21 protein-coding genes are annotated in these 22161 nt (G+C 62.0%); 13 read left to right on the top strand and 8 right to left on the bottom strand.

Annotated features, from left to right (window positions below; translation table 11 throughout):
• Positions 1-24: 24 nt before the first annotated feature.
• The 6 genes from CUC44_RS10730 to CUC44_RS10705 all read right to left on the bottom strand — a co-directional run bounded on the left by CUC44_RS10730 (position 25) and on the right by CUC44_RS10705 (position 7398).
• On the bottom strand, positions 25-930 hold the full coding sequence (locus CUC44_RS10730) for an ABC transporter permease subunit (protein ID WP_100859950.1): 906 nt from the start codon (positions 928-930) through the stop codon (positions 25-27).
• Positions 927-2081: a polyamine ABC transporter ATP-binding protein gene (potA, locus tag CUC44_RS10725; RefSeq protein ID WP_100859949.1), complete on the bottom strand. Its 1155-nt coding sequence runs from the start codon at positions 2079-2081 to the stop codon at positions 927-929. Before potA ends, CUC44_RS10730 begins: the two co-directional genes overlap by 4 nt.
• A gap of 75 nt (positions 2082-2156) precedes the next feature.
• Complete coding sequence (locus tag CUC44_RS10720) at positions 2157-3242, bottom strand: polyamine ABC transporter substrate-binding protein (RefSeq protein WP_100859948.1); 1086 nt, start codon at positions 3240-3242, stop codon at positions 2157-2159.
• Positions 3243-3357: 115 nt separating this feature from the next.
• Entirely contained in the window at positions 3358-4455 is a 1098-nt protein-coding gene (locus tag CUC44_RS10715; RefSeq protein ID WP_100859947.1) for an extracellular solute-binding protein, read from the bottom strand.
• 54 nt (positions 4456-4509) lie between these two features.
• A complete protein-coding gene (locus CUC44_RS10710; protein ID WP_100859946.1) occupies positions 4510-5871 on the bottom strand; it encodes an aspartate aminotransferase family protein in 1362 nt (453 codons plus the stop codon).
• 195 nt (positions 5872-6066) lie between these two features.
• The gene (locus CUC44_RS10705; protein WP_100859945.1) at positions 6067-7398 is read right to left on the bottom strand and encodes a glutamine synthetase family protein; all 1332 of its coding nucleotides are present in this window, start codon (positions 7396-7398) and stop codon (positions 6067-6069) included.
• Positions 7399-7860: 462 nt separating this feature from the next.
• On the opposite strand from CUC44_RS10705, the gene CUC44_RS10700 reads away from it, so the two are divergent.
• The 9 genes from CUC44_RS10700 (at position 7861) to malZ (ending at position 16364) form a co-directional block, all read left to right on the top strand.
• Entirely contained in the window at positions 7861-8247 is a 387-nt protein-coding gene (locus tag CUC44_RS10700; RefSeq protein WP_100859944.1) for a TraR/DksA family transcriptional regulator, read from the top strand.
• A gap of 51 nt (positions 8248-8298) precedes the next feature.
• Entirely contained in the window at positions 8299-9186 is an 888-nt protein-coding gene (locus CUC44_RS10695) for a hypothetical protein (RefSeq protein ID WP_100859943.1), read from the top strand.
• Positions 9187-9276: 90 nt separating this feature from the next.
• A complete protein-coding gene (locus CUC44_RS10690) occupies positions 9277-9723 on the top strand; it encodes an Mpo1 family 2-hydroxy fatty acid dioxygenase (RefSeq protein WP_100859942.1) in 447 nt (148 codons plus the stop codon).
• Positions 9724-9740: 17 nt separating this feature from the next.
• Complete coding sequence (locus tag CUC44_RS10685) at positions 9741-10208, top strand: CreA family protein (protein ID WP_100859941.1); 468 nt, start codon at positions 9741-9743, stop codon at positions 10206-10208.
• A 77-nt stretch (positions 10209-10285) separates the two neighbouring features.
• Positions 10286-11275 carry a 2-hydroxyacid dehydrogenase gene (locus tag CUC44_RS10680; protein ID WP_100859940.1) on the top strand — a complete coding sequence of 330 codons (990 nt, stop codon included), beginning with the start codon at positions 10286-10288 and terminating at the stop codon, positions 11273-11275.
• Positions 11276-11376: 101 nt separating this feature from the next.
• Positions 11377-12738, top strand: a complete 1362-nt coding sequence (yegD, locus tag CUC44_RS10675) for a molecular chaperone (RefSeq protein WP_100859939.1) — start codon at positions 11377-11379, stop codon at positions 12736-12738.
• 329 nt (positions 12739-13067) lie between these two features.
• Positions 13068-13487 carry an META domain-containing protein gene (locus tag CUC44_RS10670; protein WP_100859938.1) on the top strand — a complete coding sequence of 140 codons (420 nt, stop codon included), beginning with the start codon at positions 13068-13070 and terminating at the stop codon, positions 13485-13487.
• A gap of 80 nt (positions 13488-13567) precedes the next feature.
• Entirely contained in the window at positions 13568-14416 is an 849-nt protein-coding gene (locus CUC44_RS10665) for an HDOD domain-containing protein (RefSeq protein ID WP_100859937.1), read from the top strand.
• Between the two features lie 118 nt (positions 14417-14534).
• The gene (gene malZ / locus CUC44_RS10660) at positions 14535-16364 is read left to right on the top strand and encodes a maltodextrin glucosidase (RefSeq protein WP_100859936.1); all 1830 of its coding nucleotides are present in this window, start codon (positions 14535-14537) and stop codon (positions 16362-16364) included.
• Between the two features lie 152 nt (positions 16365-16516).
• Here the strand turns inward: malZ and CUC44_RS10655 are convergent, their stop codons facing one another.
• Complete coding sequence (locus CUC44_RS10655) at positions 16517-17050, bottom strand: ATP--cob(I)alamin adenosyltransferase (protein WP_100859935.1); 534 nt, start codon at positions 17048-17050, stop codon at positions 16517-16519.
• Positions 17051-17128: 78 nt separating this feature from the next.
• Positions 17129-18247: a DUF5610 domain-containing protein gene (locus CUC44_RS10650; RefSeq protein WP_100859934.1), complete on the bottom strand. Its 1119-nt coding sequence runs from the start codon at positions 18245-18247 to the stop codon at positions 17129-17131.
• A 169-nt stretch (positions 18248-18416) separates the two neighbouring features.
• Here CUC44_RS10650 and trmA point away from each other — a divergent pair, with 169 nt between their 5' ends.
• From trmA to CUC44_RS10630, 4 genes are all read left to right on the top strand, one after another.
• Entirely contained in the window at positions 18417-19550 is a 1134-nt protein-coding gene (gene trmA / locus CUC44_RS10645) for a tRNA (uridine(54)-C5)-methyltransferase TrmA (protein WP_100859933.1), read from the top strand.
• 226 nt (positions 19551-19776) lie between these two features.
• On the top strand, positions 19777-20484 hold the full coding sequence (rstA, locus tag CUC44_RS10640; RefSeq protein WP_167388866.1) for a two-component system response regulator RstA: 708 nt from the start codon (positions 19777-19779) through the stop codon (positions 20482-20484).
• Positions 20485-20547: 63 nt separating this feature from the next.
• A complete protein-coding gene (gene rstB, locus CUC44_RS10635; protein WP_100859931.1) occupies positions 20548-21873 on the top strand; it encodes a two-component system sensor histidine kinase RstB in 1326 nt (441 codons plus the stop codon).
• Between the two features lie 54 nt (positions 21874-21927).
• Entirely contained in the window at positions 21928-22107 is a 180-nt protein-coding gene (locus CUC44_RS10630) for a hypothetical protein (RefSeq protein ID WP_167388865.1), read from the top strand.
• Positions 22108-22161 lie beyond the last annotated feature (54 nt).

Genomic DNA, 22161 nt, shown 5'->3' with positions numbered 1-22161 from the left:
CGGGGACAATCAACAGCGCCGTCTTCATACCTTGCCCTCCAATTCCTTCGCCTGGTTGCGGTTGAACAGGATGATGGGAACGATCAACACCGCCAGCATCACCACCGCCAGGGCGGAGGCCACCGGCCAGTCACGGTTGTTGAAGAACTCCTGCCACAGCACCTTGCCGATCATCAGGGTCTCCGGACCGCCAAGCAGTTCCGGGATGACGAATTCACCCACCACCGGGATAAACACCAGCATGCAGCCGGCGATGATGCCGTTCTTGGAAAGCGGCACCGTGATCTGCCAGAACCGGGTCAGGTTGCGGGCGCCAAGATCCGAGGCCGCCTCCAACAGGCTCTGGTCATGCTTCACCAGGTTGGCGTAGAGCGGCAGCACCATGAACGGCAGGTAGGAGTAAACGATGCCGATGTAGACCGCCAGGTTGGTGTTGAGGATCTGCAATGGCTCATTGATGATGCCTATGCCCATCAGCAGGCTGTTGAGCAGCCCGTTGTTGCTGAGGATCCCCATCCAGGCGTAGACCCGGATCAGGATCGCGGTCCAGGTCGGCATCATGATGAGCAGCAGCAGAACTGTCTGGGTCTCCTTGTTGGCCCGGGCAATGGAATAAGCCATGGGGTAGCCGATCAGCAGGCAGAGTATGGTGCTGACGAAGGCCATCTTGAGGGAGCCCAGATAGGCCGCGATATAGAGCTCATCCTCCTGCAGCAGCAGGTAGTTGCCCATGTGCAGCAAGATGGTGAGCTGATCGTCGGCCCAGCTCACCACGTCCGTGTAGGGCGGGATGGCCACGTCCGCTTCGGCGAAGCTGATCTTCACCACTATGATGAAGGGCAGCAGGAAGAACAGGAACAGCCAGAAGAACGGGATGCCGATCACCAGCTGGCGCCCGCCCAGTTTCTTCAGTCGTCTCAATGCCTTCATGATTGCAATACCACGCCGCTGTCATCTTCCCAGTAGAGGAACACCTGGTCATCCCAGGTCGGCCGCTTGCCGTGGCGTTCGGCGTTGGCGATGAAGGCCTGCACGATTTTGCCCGAAGGCAACTGGATGTGATAAACGGAGTGACCGCCGAGGTAGGCGATGTCATAGACCAGCCCCTTGGTCCAGTTGAAGTCGGGATGCTCCAGATCGCTCGGCTTCTGGGTGCTCATCAGCAACTTCTCGGGGCGCAGGGCATAGCTTACCTTCTTGTTCTCGGCGCGGGAGCTGATGCCGTGGCCCACGTAGATGGGCTGCTCCAGATCCGCACAGGCTATGGTGGCGTGGTCCTGCTCATCTTCCACCAGCAGGCCGTCAAACAGGTTGACGTTGCCGATGAACTCGCACACCAGCCGGCTGGCCGGGGTCTCGTAGATGTCCATCGGGCTGCCGATCTGCTCGATGCAACCGAGGTGCATGATGGCGATCCGCTCGGCCATGGTCATGGCCTCTTCCTGATCGTGGGTCACCATGACGCAGGTCACGCCGACCCGCTCGATGATTTCGACCAGTTCTAGTTGCATCTGGGAGCGCAGCTTCTTGTCCAGGGCCCCCATGGGCTCATCCAGCAGCAGCAGCTTGGGCCGCTTGGCCAGGGAGCGCGCCAGTGCCACCCGCTGGCGCTGGCCACCGGAGAGCTGATGGGGCTTGCGACGGGCATACTGGGTCATCTGCACCAGCTTGAGCATCTCCTCCACCCTGGCATCGATCTCGCTTTTGGCCAGACTGTCCTGCTTGAGGCCGAAGGCGATATTCTGGGCCACCGTCATGTGAGGGAACAGGGCGTAGGACTGGAACATCATGTTGATCGGACGCTCGTAGGGCGGCATGTCGGTAATGTCGACCCCGTCCAGGAACAGGCGCCCCTCGGTGGGACGCTCGAACCCGGCCAGCATCCGCAGCAAGGTCGACTTGCCGGAGCCGGAACCACCCAGCAGGGCGAAGATCTCGCCCTTGTGGATGTTGAGAGACACGTTATCGACCGCCAGCGTTTCGTCGAACTGCTTGCTAACCCTGTCTATTTTGACCAGCACTTCTTTACGCTGCTGGCTGCCCTCGAGGGCTTTCTTGTAGGCACTGGAGGCTATCGCCATCACCAAACTCCCAAACGTGATACCGGCCGGGGCCGATCCATCAATACAACTGGCGCCCCGGGATGGGCGCCAAGGTTAGGTTCCGGACTTGATCTTGGTCCAACTCCGGGTGATCAGGCGCTGCACCGAGCGTGGATGTGCATCCTGCACATACAACCGCTCCAGCACCGCCTGGGGGGGATAGACTGACTCGTCATCGCGCACACGCTTGTCCATGTATTCTCCCGCCTTGGTGTTGGGGTTGGCATACCCCACGTAGTCGCTCACCTTGGCGATCACCTGAGGATCGAGAATGTAGTTGATAAGCTCGTGTGCCTCTTTGACATTGGTGGCATCGGCCGGGATCGCCATCATGTCGAACCAGAGGTTGCCACCCTCTTTCGGGATGCTGTAGGCAATGTGGATCCCCTTGCCCGCCTCGTCGGCCCGGGCCGCCGCCTGCAGGATGTCGCCGGAGAAACCCGCCGCCACACAGATGTCGCCGTTGGCGAGATCGCCTATGTACTTGGAGGAGTGGAAGTAGGCCACATAGGGGCGCACCTTCAGCAACTGCTCCTCGGCACGCTTGAGATCCGCCGGATCATGGCTGTTGGGGTTGAGCCCCAGATAGTTCAGCGCCGCCGGGATCATCTCGTCCGCCGAGTCGAGGAAGGCAACCCCGCAACTGGACAGCTTCTTCATGTTTTCCGGCTCGAAGATGAACGCCCAGGAGTCAATCTTGTCGACCCCCAGCACGGCTTTTACCTTCTCGACGTTGTAACCGATGCCGTTGGTACCCCACAGGTAGGGCACGGCGTATTGGTGACCCGGATCCACCTTGTCGAGCTGCTTGAGCAGCAAGGGATCCAGGTTGGCCATGTTCGGCAGCAGGGCGGGATCCAGTTTCTGGAAAGCCCCCGCCTTGATCTGCTTGGCCAGGAAATTATTGGAGGGCACGACCAGATCATAACCGGTACGGCCGGTCAGCAGCTTGCCTTCCAGCGTCTCATTGGAGTCGAACACGTCGTAGACGGTCTGGATCCCGGTCTTCTGCTGGAAGTCACTGAGGGTGGTCGTTCCGATATAATCGGACCAGTTGTAAAAATGAACCACAGGGGCTGCCTGGGTCAGATTTGCAAACCCCAGGGTCAGGGCCAGCGTCGCTATCTTGGTCGTGTGCACTTATCAGTCCTCTTGGTGTGTGAATGCCAGTCGCGCATCCTTACGCGCCGTCCAACCTTGTCGGGTGGTCACCTCCCTCCCGGCCGAACTGCGGACCGGGAGGGGTATTCGTCACTTATTTACCCGATTTGATCTTGGTCCAGCTGCGGGTCATTACACGCTGTACTTTGGCCGGCAGCGCCGGGAAGGTATAGATTTTCGCCATGGTGGCCTCGGACGGGTAAACCCCTGGATCCGAGCTGATGGCCTTGTCCACAAACTGAGTGGAGGCGCTATTGCCATTGGGCGCATGAATCTGGTTGGTGATGTTGGCGATCACCTCAGGCTTCATCAGATAGTTCAGGAAGATATGAGCCTCTTCCACGTTCTTCGCATCGGCCGGGATGGCCAGCATGTCGAAGAAGCTGCCCGCCCCCTCTTTCGGGATCACATAGGTCAGATTGACGCCGTTCTTGGCCTCGACCGCCCGCGCCTTGGACTGTTGCAGGTCCATGGAATAACCCACCGCCACACAGATGTTGCCGTTGGCCAGATCCGAGATGTACTTGGAAGAGTGGAAGTAAGCCGTGTAGGGACGGATGGAGAGGAACAGTTCCTCCGCCTTCTTCAACTCATCCGGCTTCTGGCTGTTCGGATCAAAGCCCAGATAGAGCAGGGCAGCCGGCAGCATTTCGGTCGGTGAGTCGAGGAAGGAGACGCCGCACTCCTTCAGCTTGGCCATGTTCTCCGGCTTGAACACCAGATCCCAGGAGTCCAGCGGCGCATCCGCACCCAGCACCGCCTTCACCTTGTCGATGTTGTAGGCGTAGCCGATGGTGCCCCACAGATAGGGTGCCGAGAACTGGTTACCCGGATCGCTTGGCTCGAGTGCCTTGAGCAAGGCGGTATCCAGGTTTTTCCAGTTGGAGATTTTGGACTTGTCCAGCTTCTGGAAGACGCCTGCCTGGATCTGCTTGGCCAGGAAGGAGTTCGATGGCACTACGATGTCATAACCCGAACTGCCCGCCAGCAACTTGGCTTCCAGCACTTCGTTGCTGTCGAACACGTCATAGATCACTTTGATGCCCGTCTCTTTCTGGAAGTCTTCCAGAGTATTTGGCGCGATGTAATCGCTCCAGTTGTAGACGTGCAGCACCTTCTCGTCGGCCATCGCCCCGGTACTCATCATGACCAGCGCCACGGAAGCAGCCATCATTCCCTTTTTAAAAGACATAGTCCTTGTCTCCTAAGCAAATTGTATGCGTAAGCCAATCTGCCTGGTTTCAGCCTATTCCTGCAGCTTTGCCGCCGTCAGATCCAGACTGATCCTGGCCAGTTTGACCAATTCATCTACCTGTTCCTCGGTGATCACCAAGGGGGGCGATATGATCATGGTATCGCCGACCGCCCTCATCACCAAGCCATTGTTAAAGCAGAACTCCCGACAAGTCATCCCGGCTTGCAGCTCGGCCGGGAAGCGGCGCTTGGTCTGCTTGTCCTGCACTATTTCCAACGCGGCGACCAGACCTTTCCCCCGGGTTTCTCCCACCAGCGGGTGATCGGCCAATTCGCTCCAGCGGCGTTGCAAATAGGGGCCGATGTTATCATGAATTCGCTTAACTATGCTTTCGCTTTGCATAAGCTTAATGTTGGCAATGGCCACGGCGCAGGCCACGGGATGACCGGAATAGGTGAAGCCGTGATTGAACTCGCCCCCCTCTTCCACCAGCACCTTGGCGACCCTGTCCCCCACCATCACGGCCCCCATCGGCAGATAGCCGGAGGTGATGCCCTTGGCCAGGCACATGAGATCCGGCTTGATGCCAAACCCTTCGCTGGCGAACCAGTGGCCGGTGCGCCCGAAGCCGCAGATCACCTCGTCGGCGATGAGCAGGATGCCGTACTTGTCGCAGATGCGCTGGATCTCGGGCCAGTAGCTGGCTGGCGGTATGATGACGCCGCCGGCGCCCTGGATGGGCTCACCGATAAAGGCGGCCACCTTGTCCACCCCCAGTTCCAGGATCTTCTGCTCCAGCTGCTGGGCACGTTCCAGCCCGAAGTCGTGGGCACTCATCCCCTGTCCTTCACCGAAGTGATAGGGTTGATCGATGTGCACTATGCCGGGGATCGGCAGGCCGCCCTGGGCGTGCATGCCCTTCATGCCGCCGAGGCTGGCACCGGCCACGGTCGAGCCGTGATAGGCGTTGTGGCGGCTGATGATCACCTGCTTGTCCGGCTGCCCCTTGCTGGCCCAGTAGTGGCGGACCATGCGCAGCACGGTATCGTTGCACTCGGAGCCAGACCCGGTGAAGAAGACATGGTTGAGATGCGCCGGCGTGATCTCGGCCAGCAGGGTCGCCAGCTCGGCGGCGGGGGGATGGCTGGTCTGGAAGAAGAGGTTGTAATAGGGCAGCTGCTGCATCTGTTTGGTTGCCGCGTCCACCAGCTCCTGGCGGCCATAGCCCATGTTGACGCACCACAGGCCCGCCATCCCGTCCAGGATGCGGCGCCCGTCGGAGTCTTCCAGATAGACGCCTTCGGCCTTGGTGATGATGCGGCTGCCCTTCTTGTTCAGGGCCTGAAAATCGGTAAAGGGATGCAGGTGGTGGCTGGCGTCCAGTTGTTGCCACTCACGGGTAGTGTGTTGCATTGCTTGCTCCTCGGTTCCTTCGATTTAAGCGATGTTCTTCTATGAATTCATGATGCGGCTGACAGCACCCAGGTCATTGCCACGCACGGGTGGCTCGCGGGTATTGCGCTGCACAGCTTGCTGCTCGAGTCATGGACGGGAGAGACCCATGCCGGCCTCTCCCTGTGGTGGTCAGGCGCGCCTCGCGCCAGGGGCTCACACGTTCAGCAGCAGGAACTCCCGCTCCCAGCGGCTGATCACCCCGAAGTAGGTCTCGTACTCCTTGCGCTTGACCGCAACGAAGGCTCGAATGAAGCGCTCACCCAGCATCTCCTTGATGGGTTCACACTGCTCCAGATGGCTGAGGGATTCCTCCAGCGAGCGGGGCAGGCTGTAGGGCAGGTCATAGGCGCTCGCCTTCATCTCCTGCAACGGCTCCAGCTTCTCCATCATGCCGAGATAGCCGCAGGCCAGGGTGGCGGCCAGAGCCAGGTAAGGGTTGGCATCGGCGCCGGCGAAGCGGTTCTCGACCCGGCGCGCGCTGGGATCGGAGAAGGGCACACGCAGGCCACAGGTGCGGTTCTCCACCCCCCACTGCACGTTGCGTGGGGCGCTCTCGCCGAAGGTGAGGCGGCGGTAGGAGTTGACGTTCGGTGCCAGCAGGGCGGTCACCGCCGGGGTGTATTTCTGCAGACCGGCGATGAAGTGCATGAACAGGGCAGAGTTGCCACCCTCGCTGGTGCCAAACAGGTTGCGACCGTCCGCGTCCTCCAGGCTCTGGTGGATATGCATGGCGGAGCCCGGCTCGTCACTCATGGGCTTGGCCATGAAGGTGGCGTAGATGCCATGCTTGTGCGCCGCCTCGCGCATGGTGCGCTTGAACAGGAACACCTGATCCGCCAGATCGATGGCGTCACCGTGCAGGAAGTTGATCTCCATCTGGGCGGCGCCGGATTCGTGGATCAGGGTGTCCACCTCCAACTCCTGCGCCTCGCAGTAGTCGTACATGTCCTCGAAGATGGGATCGAACTCGTTGACCGCATCGATACTGAAGGATTGGCGCGCCGTTTCAGGACGGCCATTGCGGCCCACCGGCGGCACCAGGGGATAGTCGGGGTCTTCGTTGCGCTTCACCAGATAGAATTCGAGCTCTGGCGCCACCACCGGCTTCCAGCCCTGCTTCTCGTAAAATGACAGGACCCGGCGCAGCACGGAGCGCGGCGCTATGTCGATGAGCTTGCCATTGATGTCGAAACAGTCGTGGATCACCTGAGCGGTCGGCTCCAGTGCCCAGGGCACGAAACGAATGGTGTTGGGATCGGGGTAGAGCTGCATGTCCCGCTCCAGCGGGTCTATCATGCTGTCGTCATCCGGGTACTCGCCGGTCACCGTCTGGGTGAAGATGACCTCGGGCAGCCGCATGCCCCCTTCGCGCAAAAATTTGTTGGCTGGAATGATCTTGCCTCTGGCATTACCGGTGAAATCCGGAAACAGGCACTCCACTTCCGTGATGCGATTGTTCTCCATCCAGCCCTTGATACTGTCCATGTTAAACCCCGACTTTACGGTTGTCATTGGCAAGGGTGTCTAATATAAGGAACACCCTTGTTAAATAAATGTAATCGACCACACCATAAAAGCCCGCGACAAAGCCCTTTGTCAAGCGGTGGTGTTTAAAAAACTATAAACAATGGCCTATATAATGACCAAGGCGGCACCAAATACTAAACACCTTGTGCCCCTATCAAGTCACTGCAAAGCCGATGCCAACGGCGGATAAATCCCAGACAGTTCTCAGTCAGACCCTGTCTGATGAGGGCCATTTCTTTGCAAGGGCGCACAATCCTTATTCGATATGCTTTGCATACCTGCATTTTTTTGGTACAAGGCCCGCCCTGATTTGCACTCTCCTGCATGGATTTGGTGCAAATCGGGTGACAAGGGCTTGGTCTGCAGGCAGACAGCCCCCATAAATGGGAAAAATTGGGAAACTGACTGGTAGCAAACCGTATGTGTGATTTCATGACTGAAGACCAACTGACCTTCTACAAGGGCCAGATCGAGCGACAAATCGTCGAGCTCGAAGAACGTCTCAACTCCCAAGCCAGCCAGGCCATCGCCACCGATACCAACGAGATGGCCGATGAGATCGACCGTGCCAGCATCGAGGAGGCTCGCCGTCTGGAGCTGAACCGCATCGAGCACGACAAGTTGCATCTGCGCAAGCTGAGAGGGGCGTTGAAACGCATCAACGAAGGGGATTTTGGCTACTGCGAATCCTGCGGCGACGAGATCTCCCTCAAGCGGCTGCAGGCACGTCCTGAGTCCCGTTTCTGCGTCGAATGCCAGAGCACCAAGGAATTCAACGATACCCACGTGTTCCGTCGCGTCGCCTGATTCTTCTGATAGACTCCGGGCAAGTCCCGGAATCTATCAGGAGAGCAGAGAGTGAAATGGCTCATCAAGCTGTGTTTGTGCCTGCCGCTGCTGGCACAAGCACAGACCCTCACCGTCAAGGTCCCCAGCCGACCGATCAACGACCTCGATAGCGAATACCAGCTCAAGCTGCTGGAACTGGCCCTCACCAAGGCCGGACAACCGTTCAAGCTGGAACGGGTCGAACTCAACCTCAATCAGTACAGCCTGCAGCAAGAGCTGCGCAAGGGCAAAACCATCAATGTATTCTGGATGGGTACGTCCAGCGATCTCGAATCCTACCTCCTCCCGGTGCCCATCCCGCTGTTTCGCGGTCTGGAAGGCTTGCGCATCTCCTTCATCCACAGCGACGCACAGGAGAAGTTCAACCAGGTCAATGGCCTCGCCGACCTCCAGAAATTGAAGGCGGCGCAAGGGGTGGGCTGGGCCGATAACAAGATCCTGGAACAGGCCGGCATCCCCACCTATGCGGGCCGTTACAGCAACCTGTTCCGCCTCATCAACGACGGTGACAAGCTCGACTTCTTCCCGCGCAACGTGGTGGAGATCTTCGCCGAGCGGGCCGAACTGGCGGCGCAATACCCCAATCTCGCCATCGAGCAGCATCTGCTGCTGCGCTACCCCTTCGCCGAATTTTTCTTCGTCAGCCCAGAGTCCCCCAAGCTGGCCAAGGCGATCCAGACCGGTCTTGAACGCGCCTACGCCGATGGTAGCTTCATGGCGTTTTACCGCGAGAGTCCCAAGATCCGTGAGGCCCTGGCCAGCGCCAACCTGGACCGGCGCCTCACCATCCACCTGACCAACCCGGACATGACCCCTCTGCTGAGGAGCATCCCGGCCCAATACTGGGATTACCCGCCGGTGGGCACGGCGCCCAGGGAGACGTCGGCCGCACAGTGACAAGGCCCGTTCAAAGGACCGCAAACTGACCACAGACCCGCCCGGGATGGGCGGGGTGACCAGTTTCAACTACAGCACCAGGGAGGTGCCATGAAACGACTCGAACAATGGTTCAGCGACTATGGTCAGAGCCACCGCCACCCGGTCAACATCGCCATCCACAAGGTGGCGGTACCCGGTATCTACCTGTGCGGGCTCGCCCTGCTCTGGTGCCTGCCCAATGGGCCCCTGCCACCTGGTATCAACTGGGCCATGCTGGCAGCCATTCCCGTGCTGCTGTTCTACCTGCGCCTCTCGGTCCCGCTGTTCTTCGGCATGGCGGCCCTCACCGGCCTCGGCCTGCTGGCCTGCCAGTGGTGGCAAGGGCCTCTTTTGCTGCCGGCGATCATCGGCTTCGTGCTACTCTGGATAGCCCAGTTTGTCGGCCATCGGATCGAGGGTAAACGCCCCTCCTTCCTCGCCGACCTGCAGTTTCTGCTGATCGGCCCCGCCTGGGTGCTGGCCAGCCTCTATCGTCGCTTGGGCCTCCCCTACTGAGGCCAGGAGAAAGTGCCATGTCGTATCTCAGCCCCCTGCCCCTGTTGCTGACCGCCCTGCTCGCCGCCCCGGCCTTCGCCGACAAGGCGGATCCCATCGGTGAGGTGAGCACCGCCTTCAAGCTGGTCGGCCCCAATCACAAGATCGTGATCGAGGCGTTCGACGATCCCAAGATTGCCGGGGTCGCCTGTTACCTGGCGCGCCCCAAGACCGGGGGCGTCAAGGGTGGGCTCGGGCTGGCGGAAGATCCCTCCCATGCCTCCCTGTCGTGCCATCAGACGGGCCCCATCAGCTTGCCAGCCAAATTGAAGGAGGGGGAAGAGGTGTTCGACGTCAGCACCTCCCTGGTGTTCAAGGAGCAGAAAGTGGTGCGTTTTTACGACGAAAAGCGTAACGCCTTGGTTTATCTGACTTACAGCACCAAATTGGTGGATGGTTCTTACAAAAGCGCGGTGAGCGCGGTCCCCATCATGCCGTGGGGCTAAATCCCCACAATTTATCTCGTGATGAAGGCCAGCGGTTGTTGTAATTTAACCACATCGATATCTGCGGAGAGCGCACCATGAAAGTCGCCGTTTTCAGTACCAAGAGCTATGACAAGGAACACTTCACTCAGGCCAACAGCCAGTACGGCTTCGAGCTGGAGTTCTTCGACGTTCGGCTGGAAGCCAAGACAGCCCGCCTCGCCCATCACTTCCCCGTGGTCTGCCTGTTCGTCAACGACGACGCGGACCGCGAGGTACTGACCGAGCTCGCCGCCAACGGCACCAAGGTGATCGCCTTGCGCTGCGCCGGCTACAACAACGTGGATCTGGTCGCCGCCAAGGAGCTGGGGCTGAAAGTGGTGCGGGTGCCCGCCTACTCACCGGAGGCGGTGGCCGAGCACGCGGTCGGCCTCATGATGACACTCAACCGCCGCATCCATAAGGCCTATCAGCGCACCCGCGACGCCAACTTCTCCCTGGAAGGCCTGGTCGGTTTCAACATGCATGGCCGCACCGCCGGCATCATAGGCACCGGCAAGATAGGCATCGCCACCCTGCGCATCCTCAAGGGCTTCGGCATGCGCCTGCTGGTGAGCGATCCCTATCCGAACCAGGCGGCCATCGATCTCGGCGCCGAGTACGTGGATCTCGATACCCTGTTCCGCCAGTCCGACGTCATCAGCCTGCACTGCCCCCTGTTCAAGGAGAACTACCACCTGCTGAACAAGGAGGCGTTCGCCAAGATGAAGGACGGGGTGATGATCATCAACACCAGCCGCGGCGGCCTGCTCGACTCCAACGCCGCCATCGAGGCGCTCAAGACCGCCCGCATCGGCGCCCTGGGGCTGGACGTCTACGAGGAGGAAGAAGATCTCTTCTTCGAGGACAAGTCCAACGAGGTGATCACCGACGATGTGTTCCGCCGCCTCTCCGCCTGCCACAACGTGCTGTTCACCGGTCACCAGGCCTTCCTGACCCGGGAGGCACTGCACGCCATCGCCGACACCACCCTCAGCAACATCCAGGCCATCGACCAGCAGGGCCACAGCGACAACGAGGTGGAATAAGCCTTCCCCCATTTAGTTCGCCATTCAGGTGCGCCGGGTTGTGAGACCCGGCGCCTTCGGGTAGGCTAGCCCCCCTTTTTTGTACAGGAGCCTGGCCGCCCATGTTTATCGGATTTGATTACGGTACCTCCAACTGCGCCGTCGCCGTGATGGAACAAGGCAGCCCCCGGCTGCTGACCCTGTCAGGCTCCCGCTACCTGCCCTCCACCCTGCACGCTCCCCACAGAGATGCCATCGCCGGCCTCTTGGCCGAACGGCTGACCCCTGCCCGGCAGACCGAATACCTCAAGCTGCGCGGTCCCGTGGTGACCCGGGCCCAGGCGGTACGCCGCCAGATGCGGGAAGAAGGGCTGATCGACGAGCTCAGCTTCGGCAACGCAGCCCTCGAGCGCTATCTGGAAGAGCCGGACGACGGCTACTACATCAAGTCCCCCAAGTCCTTCCTCGGTGCCTACGGCCTCAAGGCGCCCCAGATCGCCCTGTTCGAGGACATCGTCTGCGCCATGATGCTGCAGGTGCGCGAGGAGGCAGAGCAACAGCTCGGCCAGCCGGTGCGCGGCGCGGTGATCGGTCGCCCGGTCAACTTCCAGGGGTTGGCAGGGGAGGAGAGCAACCGCCAGGCCATCGCCATCCTAAGCGAGGCGGCCCGCCTCGCCGGCTTCGAGCAGGTGGAGTTTCTGTATGAACCCGTGGCAGCCGGTTTCGAATTCGAGGCCCGCCTCACCGAGGATGCCGTGGTACTGGTGGTGGATATCGGCGGCGGTACCACAGACTGCTCCATGCTACGCATGGGCCCGAGCCATCGCGATCAGCTGGATCGCAGCGGCGATCTGCTCGGTCACAGCGGCCAGCGCATCGGCGGCAACGACTTCGATATCCGGCTGACGGTGGAGGGCATGATGCCGCTGCTCGGCATGCACGAGACCCTCAAGACCGGCAAGCCGCTGCCCCATCCCCTGTTCTGGGACGCGGCAGCCATCAACGACGTCAGCGCCCAGAGCCGTTTCTACAGCCTGGATACCGCCCGTCAGTTGCAGGATCTGCAGCTCGACAGCCAGCCCGGCAGCAAGCTCTCGCGCCTCGCCAGCCTGCGGGCTCACAAGCTGAGCCACCAGCTGGTGTGGCGGGCCGAGCAGGGCAAGATCGCCCTGTCCGACCATGAGCTCAACCAGCAGTCCCTGAGCGAGCTGGAGAAGGGGCTGGCGGCCGAACTCAGCCGTCCCCAGCTGGCCTCCGCCTCGGCGCCCCTGCTGGAGAAGATAGGGGAGCTGATGGACGAGGCCATTGCCGTCGCCGGCGTGCAGCCGAGCCGGGTCTTCGTCACAGGTGGCAGTGCCCAGTCGCCGCTCATCAAGGCCTTTATCCGCCAGAAGCTGCCGGCGATCCCGCTGGAAGGGGGCGATGATTTCGGCTCCGTGGCATCCGGTCTCGCCCGTTATGCCGAGCGGCTGTTTGCCAACTGATCCCGGATAGGTCAGAAGCTGCCCCCTATCTTCCGCTGGAAGGCAGCGATGACTTCGGCCCTGTGGCGTCCGGTCTCGCCCGTTATGCCGAGCGGCTGTTTGCCAACTGAGCCTGATATAGCAGAAGCGGTTCGCCGATAGAGAAGCAAAAGGGGTCACATTGTGACCCCTTTTGCGTGCGCCCCGACTCGGCCGGGGCGAGTGTTGCCATTTGCCGACACCCCCGATCCCATGAGGACGACAGAAGCGGTCGGGATCGCCCCCCCGCGCCCTGCCCCATGGGCACCGCCAGGGGTATGCTTGTCGCTCCCATCACCGGAGCCCCTTCAATGCCCAGATTTTTGCTACTGCTGCTCGCCTTGCTCCTGCTCAGCGCCTGCAGCAGTACTCCCGTCTTCGTCCAGCAAGATTTGCAGCACCACCACTGGGTGCTCGACAAGCTGGATGGCCAACCCGTCCCCAGCGGCCCGGACAATCGCCCCGACATCGAGATAGGTGAGCACTTCACCGTCAACGGCATCGCCGGCTGCAACCGCTACTTCGGCCAGGGTCACCTCGACGGGAACCGTTTCTGGGTCACCAGCCTCGGCAGCACCGCCATGGCCTGCCAGCCGCAGCTCGATCAGATAGAGCAGGCGGTACTCGCCACCCTGACGGAAGGGGCCACCCTGAGTGGCAGCGCAGAGATGCTGATCTTGAAGGGAAAACGGCACCGTTTGGAATACAAGCTGCGAGACTGGGTGTTCTAGGAGGCTCCAGGGCTCACGAAACCTGCGTCCATACAGGAACAAGTGGCCAGGCTGTGGCACAATATGAAGCACTGTTCGCAATGGAGGCTGCTTCAGCCATGTCGATGGATCGCCTGTTTGACAAGATCAAACAACTGCCCACAATCCCGAAACTGCTGCACGAGCTGATGCAGAGTTTCAATGACGAGAATGCCCGCATCGACGAGATAGCGGCCAAGATCGCCATGGATCAGGTCATCAGCGTCAAGGTGCTGCGGATGGCCAACTCGGCCGCCCTGCGGCGAGGCAACGAGGTGACCTCCATCGAGCAGGCGGTGATCCGGCTCGGCTTCAACCGGTTGCGCTCCGTGGTGGTCGCCTCCGGCATCATCAGCAGCTTCAAGGCTCCCCCCAGCTTCGACAAGAACCGCTTCTGGACCCAGACCTTCCAGGTCGCCACCATAGCCCGCACCCTGGCCCAGCAGACCAAGGTGGTGGATGCGGAGACCGCCTTCACCTGTGCCCTCATCCACAACATAGGCGAGCTGCTGATCCAGAGCACCCTGCCGGAAGAGGCCGAGCTCATCAACTTGGCCATCGAGAAGGGCAGCAGCCGGGTCGAGGCCCAGCGGGAGATGCTGGGGTTCGACTATGCCCAGCTCGGCGCCGAGCTGGCGCGGCGCTGGAACCTGTCGGAATCCTTCGTCGATGCCATCGCCCAGCAGCTGGATCCCCTCTCCTACCAGCCGGTCAGCAAGGAGGCCGTGCTGATCCGGCTCGCCGTGTTTGTCTCCTTCGCCTGGCATGCCGGGGTGCCGGCCCAGGCCATCATAGCCCGCTTCCCCAAGCCGCTGGCCAATGAGCTGGGACTGGATCCCGCCACCCTGGCGGATCAGCTCGAACAGCTCCATGAGCAGGGCAATGCCCTGGCCGATCTGCTCACCCAGTAGACTCACGCCCAGTCGACCAGAGCGGACAGGATCCTTGTCTCAATCTGGTCGGCCGGCACACACACAAGGTCACGAACGGGGTAATATCCCCTGGCCAACCTTTGACGCAGTAGAGACTATGACCCATCCCTTCCTGTTTCATCCCCAGGTGGCACCCTGGTTCAAAGAGAGTGCCGACACCCTGTTGCTCACCCTGTTCAGCGAGCTGGACGCGCCTATCCGGGAGGTGTGGCTGCGCCACGAGCCGGACAACGAGGAGTACCTGCTGGCCATGCGCCCGGTCTCGACCCGGGACAGGTTGCAGGTGTGGCAGGTCGAGCTGCCGCTCGCCAAGGGGCAAGACATTCATCTCTACTGCTTCAAGTGTCTCACCGACGAGGAGCAGTGGTGGCTGCACGGGGCCGGTATCAGCGCCGCCATGCCGCCGCGGGAGCAGCATTTTCGCTTCAACGGCCGCCACCAGCCGCCGACCTGGGTGCAGGATCAGGTGTTCTACCAGATCTTCCCGGACCGTTTCTGCAACGGCGACCCCTCGTTAAGCGTCCGTCATCACGAATACGAGTACCGGGGCAAGGCCGTCATCAGCAAGGCCTGGGGTGAGCCGGTCAGCCGCCAAGACGAGGGGCACGGTGCCTGCGAGTTCTACGGCGGGGATCTGGCGGGGATCGACGCCAAGCTGCACTACCTGCAGTCCCTCGGCATCACGGCGCTCTATCTCAACCCCATCTTCGACTCGCCGAGCAACCACAAGTACGACACCCAGGACTACTTCAAGGTGGACGCCCACCTCGGCACCAACGAGCAGTTCGCCGAGTTGACCCGCAACCTGCACCAGCGCGGCATGAAGATCATCCTGGACGCCGTGGTCAACCACACCTCCACCGAGCACCCCTGGTTCTGCCCGCCGCTCGGCGCCCAGCAGAATCCGGACTCCCCCTGGCGCAGCTTCTACACCTTCGATAAAGAAGGGGATTATGTCAGTTGGAAGGGGATCCGCAGTTTGCCCAAGCTGGATTTCTCCAGCGAGCAGGTGCAAGACGCTGTTTACCGCGCCGATAACGCCATCCTGCGCTACTGGATGCGGGCCCCATACCAGATCGACGGCTGGCGCTTCGACGTCATCCACATGCTGGGGGAGCGGGGCTCGGCCATCGGCAACAGCGGCCATGTGCGCGCCATTCGCGGCGCCGTGAAGCAGGAGAACCCGGACGCCTACGTGCTCGGCGAACACTTCTTCGAGGCGAGCCAGTGGCTGCAGGGGGATCAGGAGGACGGCGCCATGAACTACTACGGCTTCGCCCACCCGATCCGCGCCTTCCTGGCGGGGCAGGACATCGCCTACCACCCCATCAAGATCAGCGCCGAGGAGCTGGACCGCTGGCTCAAGCTGGCGCGGGCCCATATCCCGTTCAAGAACCAGCTGGCCCAGTTCAACCTGCTGGATAGCCACGACACCGCCCGCTTCCTGCACCTGCTGGGGGAGGACAAGCAGCGCATGCGCCTCGCCGCCACCCTGCTCATCACCTATATCGGCGTGCCGTCCATCTACTACGGCGACGAGGTGGGGCTCTCGGGCGGCAACGATCCGGACTGCCGTCGCTGCTTCCCCTGGGAGACCACGGACTGGGATCACGTGCTGCACGATCACTACCGCCGCCTGATCCAGCTGCGCCGCCAGCGCCCGGCCCTGCGCCGCGGCGACATCCAGACCCTCTACGCCGGCCCCCACAGCTATGTGTTCGCCCGCACCCTGCAAAGCGATCAGGTGGTGGTCGCCTGCAACCGCCACCCCACGGAGCCGCGCACCATCAGCCTACCCCTGTGGCAGACCGCCAGCCCCGCCAGCCGCTTCACCGACGCCTTCAACGGCGACAAGTTCGAGGTGGTGCAAGGGCAGATCCAGCTCACCATACCGGCCAACTCGGCCAGGGTGCTGCTGTCGAGCTGAGGGTCGCGACCATAAAAAACCGGAGCCTGGGCTCCGGTTTTTTTATTGTGCATCGCCGGCAGTGACGCATGCTGCCTCATTCTTGTTTCACTACGCAATAACACTACTTTACGTGAATGAGCTTCCATAACAGCCCACTACAACCACCTAAATCAGTAGTTGATGCTGATATAGGGCACTTCCGGCACGTCCCAATGCAGCTTGAGGAAGACGGTCAGCACGAAGAAGAAGTTCGCCAGCAGGTTCGCGAAGCGGTAGAGGATGGGATCGAAACGCACCCCGCTCTCCTCGAGGCGCACCAGCAGCCGCACCACCTTCTTGCTGCCGCAGCGACACAGATGCAATGTGGGGATGGGCTGGGGCCCCTGGGGCAGCACGAAGCCGGTCACCCGGCCGCGACTCGCCTCGTTGTAGTGATCATACCGCCCCTTCAGCCAGTCCAGGTCTTCCTCGAAGATACCGAGCCTGCCGCGCACCGAGCCGTTCAGGTTGTAGATAAGCCGCTGCAGGGTCGCCAGATCCGCCGCCATCTCGCGGGTCTCGGCCTCGGCGGGCAGCGCAGCGAGCACGGCCCCCACCTGGCAGCAGAGCTCGTCGGTGGCGATCTCGTAGTCGCACTGGAACTGGGTCTCGAAGATGAAGGGGTAGCAGAGCTCGCGCTTGTCTCTTGGCTTCTTGGGGTTCATGGCCGCATCTGGTCAGGGAAAAGGGCAGTGTGCCAGCCCGATGAGGGGCTGGCAAACCGCTCAAGTCATGGTTTGGTGTCAGACCTGGCCGAGCAGCCGGGCGGCCTCCAGCATCCGTTGGTTGAAACCCATAAAGCCGGCGCCCTGGGCATCGCTCTGACCTCGCGCCGCCAACACGGCCGGCGTCAGCGCCTGCTGCTGCGATGGGGGCAACAGGGTATCGGCCTGCTGCTGCAACTGGCCCAGCCTCGGCAGATAGTCCGCCAGGGGTTTCAGGCTCTCCTGCAGCGAGTGAGAGCCCTGATAGGCCTGGCTCAGCTTGGTGGACTGCCTGAGCTTGAGGGAATAAGAGGCCAGCTGGCTGTCGTCCAGCTGCAGGCCGTTCAACTTGTCCGCCAGCGTCTTGTCATCCCCGCCGAAGAAGTTGCCCGCCAGCTCGTCCAGCCCCTTCACCAGCCTGCCTATCGAGTCCATCTCATCGGCGTTCAGGTTCCCCTCCAGGGAGAAGTCGAAGCTCTGACTCGATTTCAGGCTGAACTGGCTGCCGCCCTCCTCCCCACGGGATTTGAACTGCCAGCTGTCGCGAAAGCGCAGTATCACCTTGTCCCCGTCCCGGGTCTCGATTTCGAGTGAGCTCTGCTGGCGGCTGGCCATCTCGGCCGCCCCCAGCTCAGTGCTTGACACCTCGCCGAAGAACTCCTTCTCGAAGGACTCCAGCCCGTTCTGGATCAACTTGTAGCTCTGATCCATGCCGGTCTTGATGTCTTCGTTGTCCGCCCAGCTGCCGAGCTGCTCTCTGGCGCCGCCAAAGCCCATGTCCACCCCCTTGCGGGCCTGGGCCAGCATCTCGGCCAGCTGGTCGTCGCTCTTGCCGTCCGCCCGCGCCGCCCCCAGCCGTCCGGTGACGAATTGCAGCACGTTGTCCGCGACCGACTGGTAGTCGAACAGGGTGTCCGGGGTGATCGCCTCCGGTGGATCCAGCTTGAACTCCTGGCTCTTGGGGGCCTGATAGTGCTGGCCATTGATCTCCAGGGCGAACTGCAGGGCCTGCTCAATCAGCCGCTGGGCCCATTTCGGCGGCTGGTTGAGGGAGACCTGATCCCCCTCCTCCGCCGGCTTGTTCTGGGCCGCCTGGGTTGCCTTGGGGGAGGCACCCACTCCCTTGGGTTGGGCCGCGCCCATGCCATCGATCTGCATCTTTCTTCCTCCCGCCAATAGTGGTGGATCGGTTATCGGCCCGACTGGACACTTCTTGACCATAAAAACTTGGAGAATCTGCGGCGGCCTCTTACAATCTTGCCCCTTTGGTTGGCCAAGGCCTTCCCCCGGTTTTTACCCGGCTCTGCCCGGTGCATGCGAGGTACCCATGACGCAATCACAGCCAGCTTCCACCGACACTCAGGCCCAGCGGTCCGCCGCCGATTATCAGGCCCAGCTCGACGAGAAGCGCGCCCGCCTCACCGAGCTGTTCGCCGGTTGCAATCCGCCCGCCCTGGAGGTGCATGCCTCCCCCGCCGAGCACTACCGGATGCGCGCCGAGTTTCGCATCTGGCACGAGGGGGATGATCTCTTCCACTGCATGTATGCCCCGGCCACCAAGGAGATCATCCGGGTCGACCAGTTCCCCACCGCCAGCCTGCTCATCAACGCCCTGATGCCCAAGCTGATCGAGGGGCTGCGCCCACACCCCGTGCTGCGCAAGAAGCTGTTCCAGGTCGATTACCTCTCCACCCAGTCCGGCCAGATCTGTGTCAGCCTGCTCTATCATCGCCGCCTGGAAGCCGAGTGGCAGCCAGCCGCCGAGCTGCTGCAGGCCGAGCTACAGGCCCAAGGCTTCGATCTGCGGCTCATCGGCCGTGCCCACAAGCAGAAGATCTGCCTGACGGAAGAGTTCGTCATCGAGCGCTTGAATGTGCAGGGGCGTGAGTTGGTCTACAAGCAGGTGGAGAACAGCTTCACCCAACCCAACGCCGCCATCAACGAACAGATGCTGGGCTGGGCACTGGACGTGACCAAGGGGAGCGAGGGGGATCTGCTGGAGCTCTACTGCGGCAACGGCAACTTCTCCATCGCCCTGGCCCAGAACTTCCGCAAGGTGCTGGCCACCGAGATCGCCAAGCCGAGCGTGGACTCCGCCCAGTACAACATCGCCGCCAACGGCGTGGACAACCTCATCATACTGCGCATGTCCGCCGAGGAGTTTACCCTGGCGATGCGTGGCGAGCGGGAGTTCAACCGCCTCAAGGGCGTCGACTTGCAGAGCTACCAGTGCAACACCATCTTCGTGGACCCGCCCCGTGCGGGCCTGGACGATGCCACCGTCAAGCTGGTGCAGGAGTACGACAACATCCTCTACATCTCCTGCAACCCGGACACCCTGCAGGCGAATATGGCGGTGCTCGGCGAGACTCACGAGATCGCCCGCTTCGCCCTGTTCGACCAGTTCCCCTGGACCCACCATATGGAAGCCGGGGTCTATTTGAAGCGCAAGGTGGGCTAACCTCTCCCCTCATCCCCAACCCTTCTCCCGCCAGGGGAGAAGGGAGTGAAGTGCTCCAGTGAGGCAGAACAGCGCCGCAAGGCAGGCTGATCCCACCGCTATCCACACCAGTATGACGACAGGGCCCAAGGGCCCTGTCCGATTATTTATCCCTGTGCATGTGGCAACGGGAGCCGCTATGCTGGCGGCACGCGCATTCGCGCCATTGCCTGGGTGTCACGCCACCATGCCACGCGTTCTCTTTGTTGAAGATGATCCCGAAATTGGCCAGCTCATCAGCAGCTGGCTCGGCCGCCACGATATGGAAGTCCTGCTGGAAACCCGGGGAGACAGGGCGCTGGCCCGAGTCGAGGCCGAGCAGCCGGATCTGGTGCTGCTCGACATCATGCTGCCGGGTCAGGACGGCCTCTCCCTGTGCCGAGATCTGCGCCCGCGCTTCGCCGGCCCCATCGTCATGCTGACGTCGCTGGACAGCGACATGAACCAGATCCTGAGTCTGGAGCTCGGCGCCAACGACTACATCCTCAAGACCACGCCCCCTTCCGTGCTGCTGGCCCGGCTGCGAGTCCAGTTCCGCCAGCAGGGACAGGCGTCCCAGACAACTCAGCCGAGCCCGCCGCCCCAGCGTCTGCAATTTGGCCGCTTGCAGATCGACGGCCCGGCGCGGGACGTGCGCCTCGACGGCAGCAGCATTCCCCTCTCCACCGCCGACTTCGATCTCTTGTGGGAGCTCGCCTGCCACGCCGGCCATATCCTGGGGCGGGAAGCGCTGTTTCGCAGCCTGCGTGGCCGCGACTATGACGGTCAGGATCGCAGCATGGACGTGGCCATCTCCCGCCTGCGCCGCAAGCTCGGGGATGACACCAGCAACCCCACCCGGATCAAGACGGTGCGCCAGAAAGGCTATCTGCTGGTGACCCACGCCTGGGAATAAGCGCGCCGCCGGCTGCCCCGTCACACGCGGGCGGCCCATGCAAAGATCACGGAGAGAGTCGCCATGCGTCGCCTGTTTATCCAGTTCTACCTGCTGCTGATCGGCTGTTTTGGCCTCGCCATCCTGCTGATCGGCCTGGTCTATCAGGTCAGTGCCGAGCGGGCGGGGGATCGCTACCTGGAGCACATGATGCAAGGCTCCCTCGGCCTGCTCACCGGCGAACTGGCACGCCTGCCGCCGGAGCGCTGGCCCGATCGCATGGGGGAGCAGAGCCGCCAACTCAACCTGCCGTTGCAGACCGGGGTGCTCAGCAGCCAGCCCCTGGCCCGGGATGATCAGACCTTCCTCGAGGCGGGTAACATCGTCATCGTCGAGGAGGATGATACTTTCCTGCAGCGCATCCCAGGCACGGAACAGGTACTGATCGTCGGCCCCGTGCCCTACCTTTCCTATCTGCACGAGCTGCACTGGGTCGATGTGGGTCTGCTGTTGCTCATCGGTCTCTCCCTTGGTCTGCCGATCCTGCTCTGGCTGAGGCCTCACTGGCGCGGCCTGCAACAACTCGAGCAGACGGCGCGCCGGGTCGGTGATGGGGATCTCTCCAGCCGCACCGGCCTGCCCCCTGGCAGCAGCCTGGCCAGAGTCGGTCGCACCTTCGATCTGATGGCCGAGCAGTTGCAGGCCATGCTGGCGAGCCGCAAACAGCTGACCGATGCCATCGCTCACGAGCTGCGCACCCCCCTGGTCAGGTTGCGCTACCGGCTCGCCATGCTGGAGCCGCCACCAGCCGAGGCCGACCGGCAGGGGCTGGAGCGCGACCTAGGCGCACTGGATGCCCTTATCGAGGAGATGCTCACCTATGCCAGACTCGATCGCCCCGAGCTGCCGCTGCAGTGCAGCGATCTGGAGCTGGGCGGCTGGGCGGCGGAACACCTGGCCGACTGGCAGGCGCTGCGGCCGGAGAAACAACTCGAGTTCCTTCCCCCCGCCAGCCCCCTGCCCTGGCGCGGCGACGCCAGGTTGCTGGAGCGAGCGCTGGAGAACCTCATCGGCAACGCCCAGCGTCACGCCGTCAGTCGGGTGACCCTGTGCATGGAGCAGCAGCAGGAGCACTATCTGTTGGTGGTGAGCGACGACGGCCCCGGCATAGACCCGGCGCTGGCCCCCCAGATCTTCGAGCCCTTCGTGCGCCTGGATCAGAGCCGTGACAGGCGCACCGGCGGGGCCGGGCTCGGGCTCGCCATAGTGCGCAGCATAGCCCGCCACCATGGCGGCGAGGTGCAACTCCTGCAGAGCGAAGCGGGGGCCCGCTTCGGCCTCTTGCTGCCCGTACATCTGGATACAAACCGTCACCAGCCACTCACTGAAGCAAACCCGGCGCGGCCCTAGGATGAAGGCATGGAGAATCACTCCATACCATCAACCCGAATGAGGAACTGGAATATGAACAAGCTGATCCCCCTGAGCCTGGCCGCTGTCTTCGCCCTGACCTCCGGCTTCACCATGGCTGCCACCCCGACCAAGGCCGCCGCTCCCCAGGCCACCCAGACCAAAGTAGTGAAAAAACATCACAAGGCAGCCCATACCGCGCCAGCCGTGAAAGTCGCACCCAAGACCAAGTAAGTCGTACGTGTTCGTGAAAAGGGGCCCCTCGGGCCCCTTTGTCGTTTTCACTCC

Source organism: Aeromonas lusitana (genome assembly GCF_002812985.1).
Classification (GTDB): Bacteria; Pseudomonadota; Gammaproteobacteria; order Enterobacterales; family Aeromonadaceae; genus Aeromonas; species Aeromonas lusitana.
Note: the sequence above shows the minus strand (reverse complement) of the source record. Positions and strands in the feature narration are given on the sequence as shown.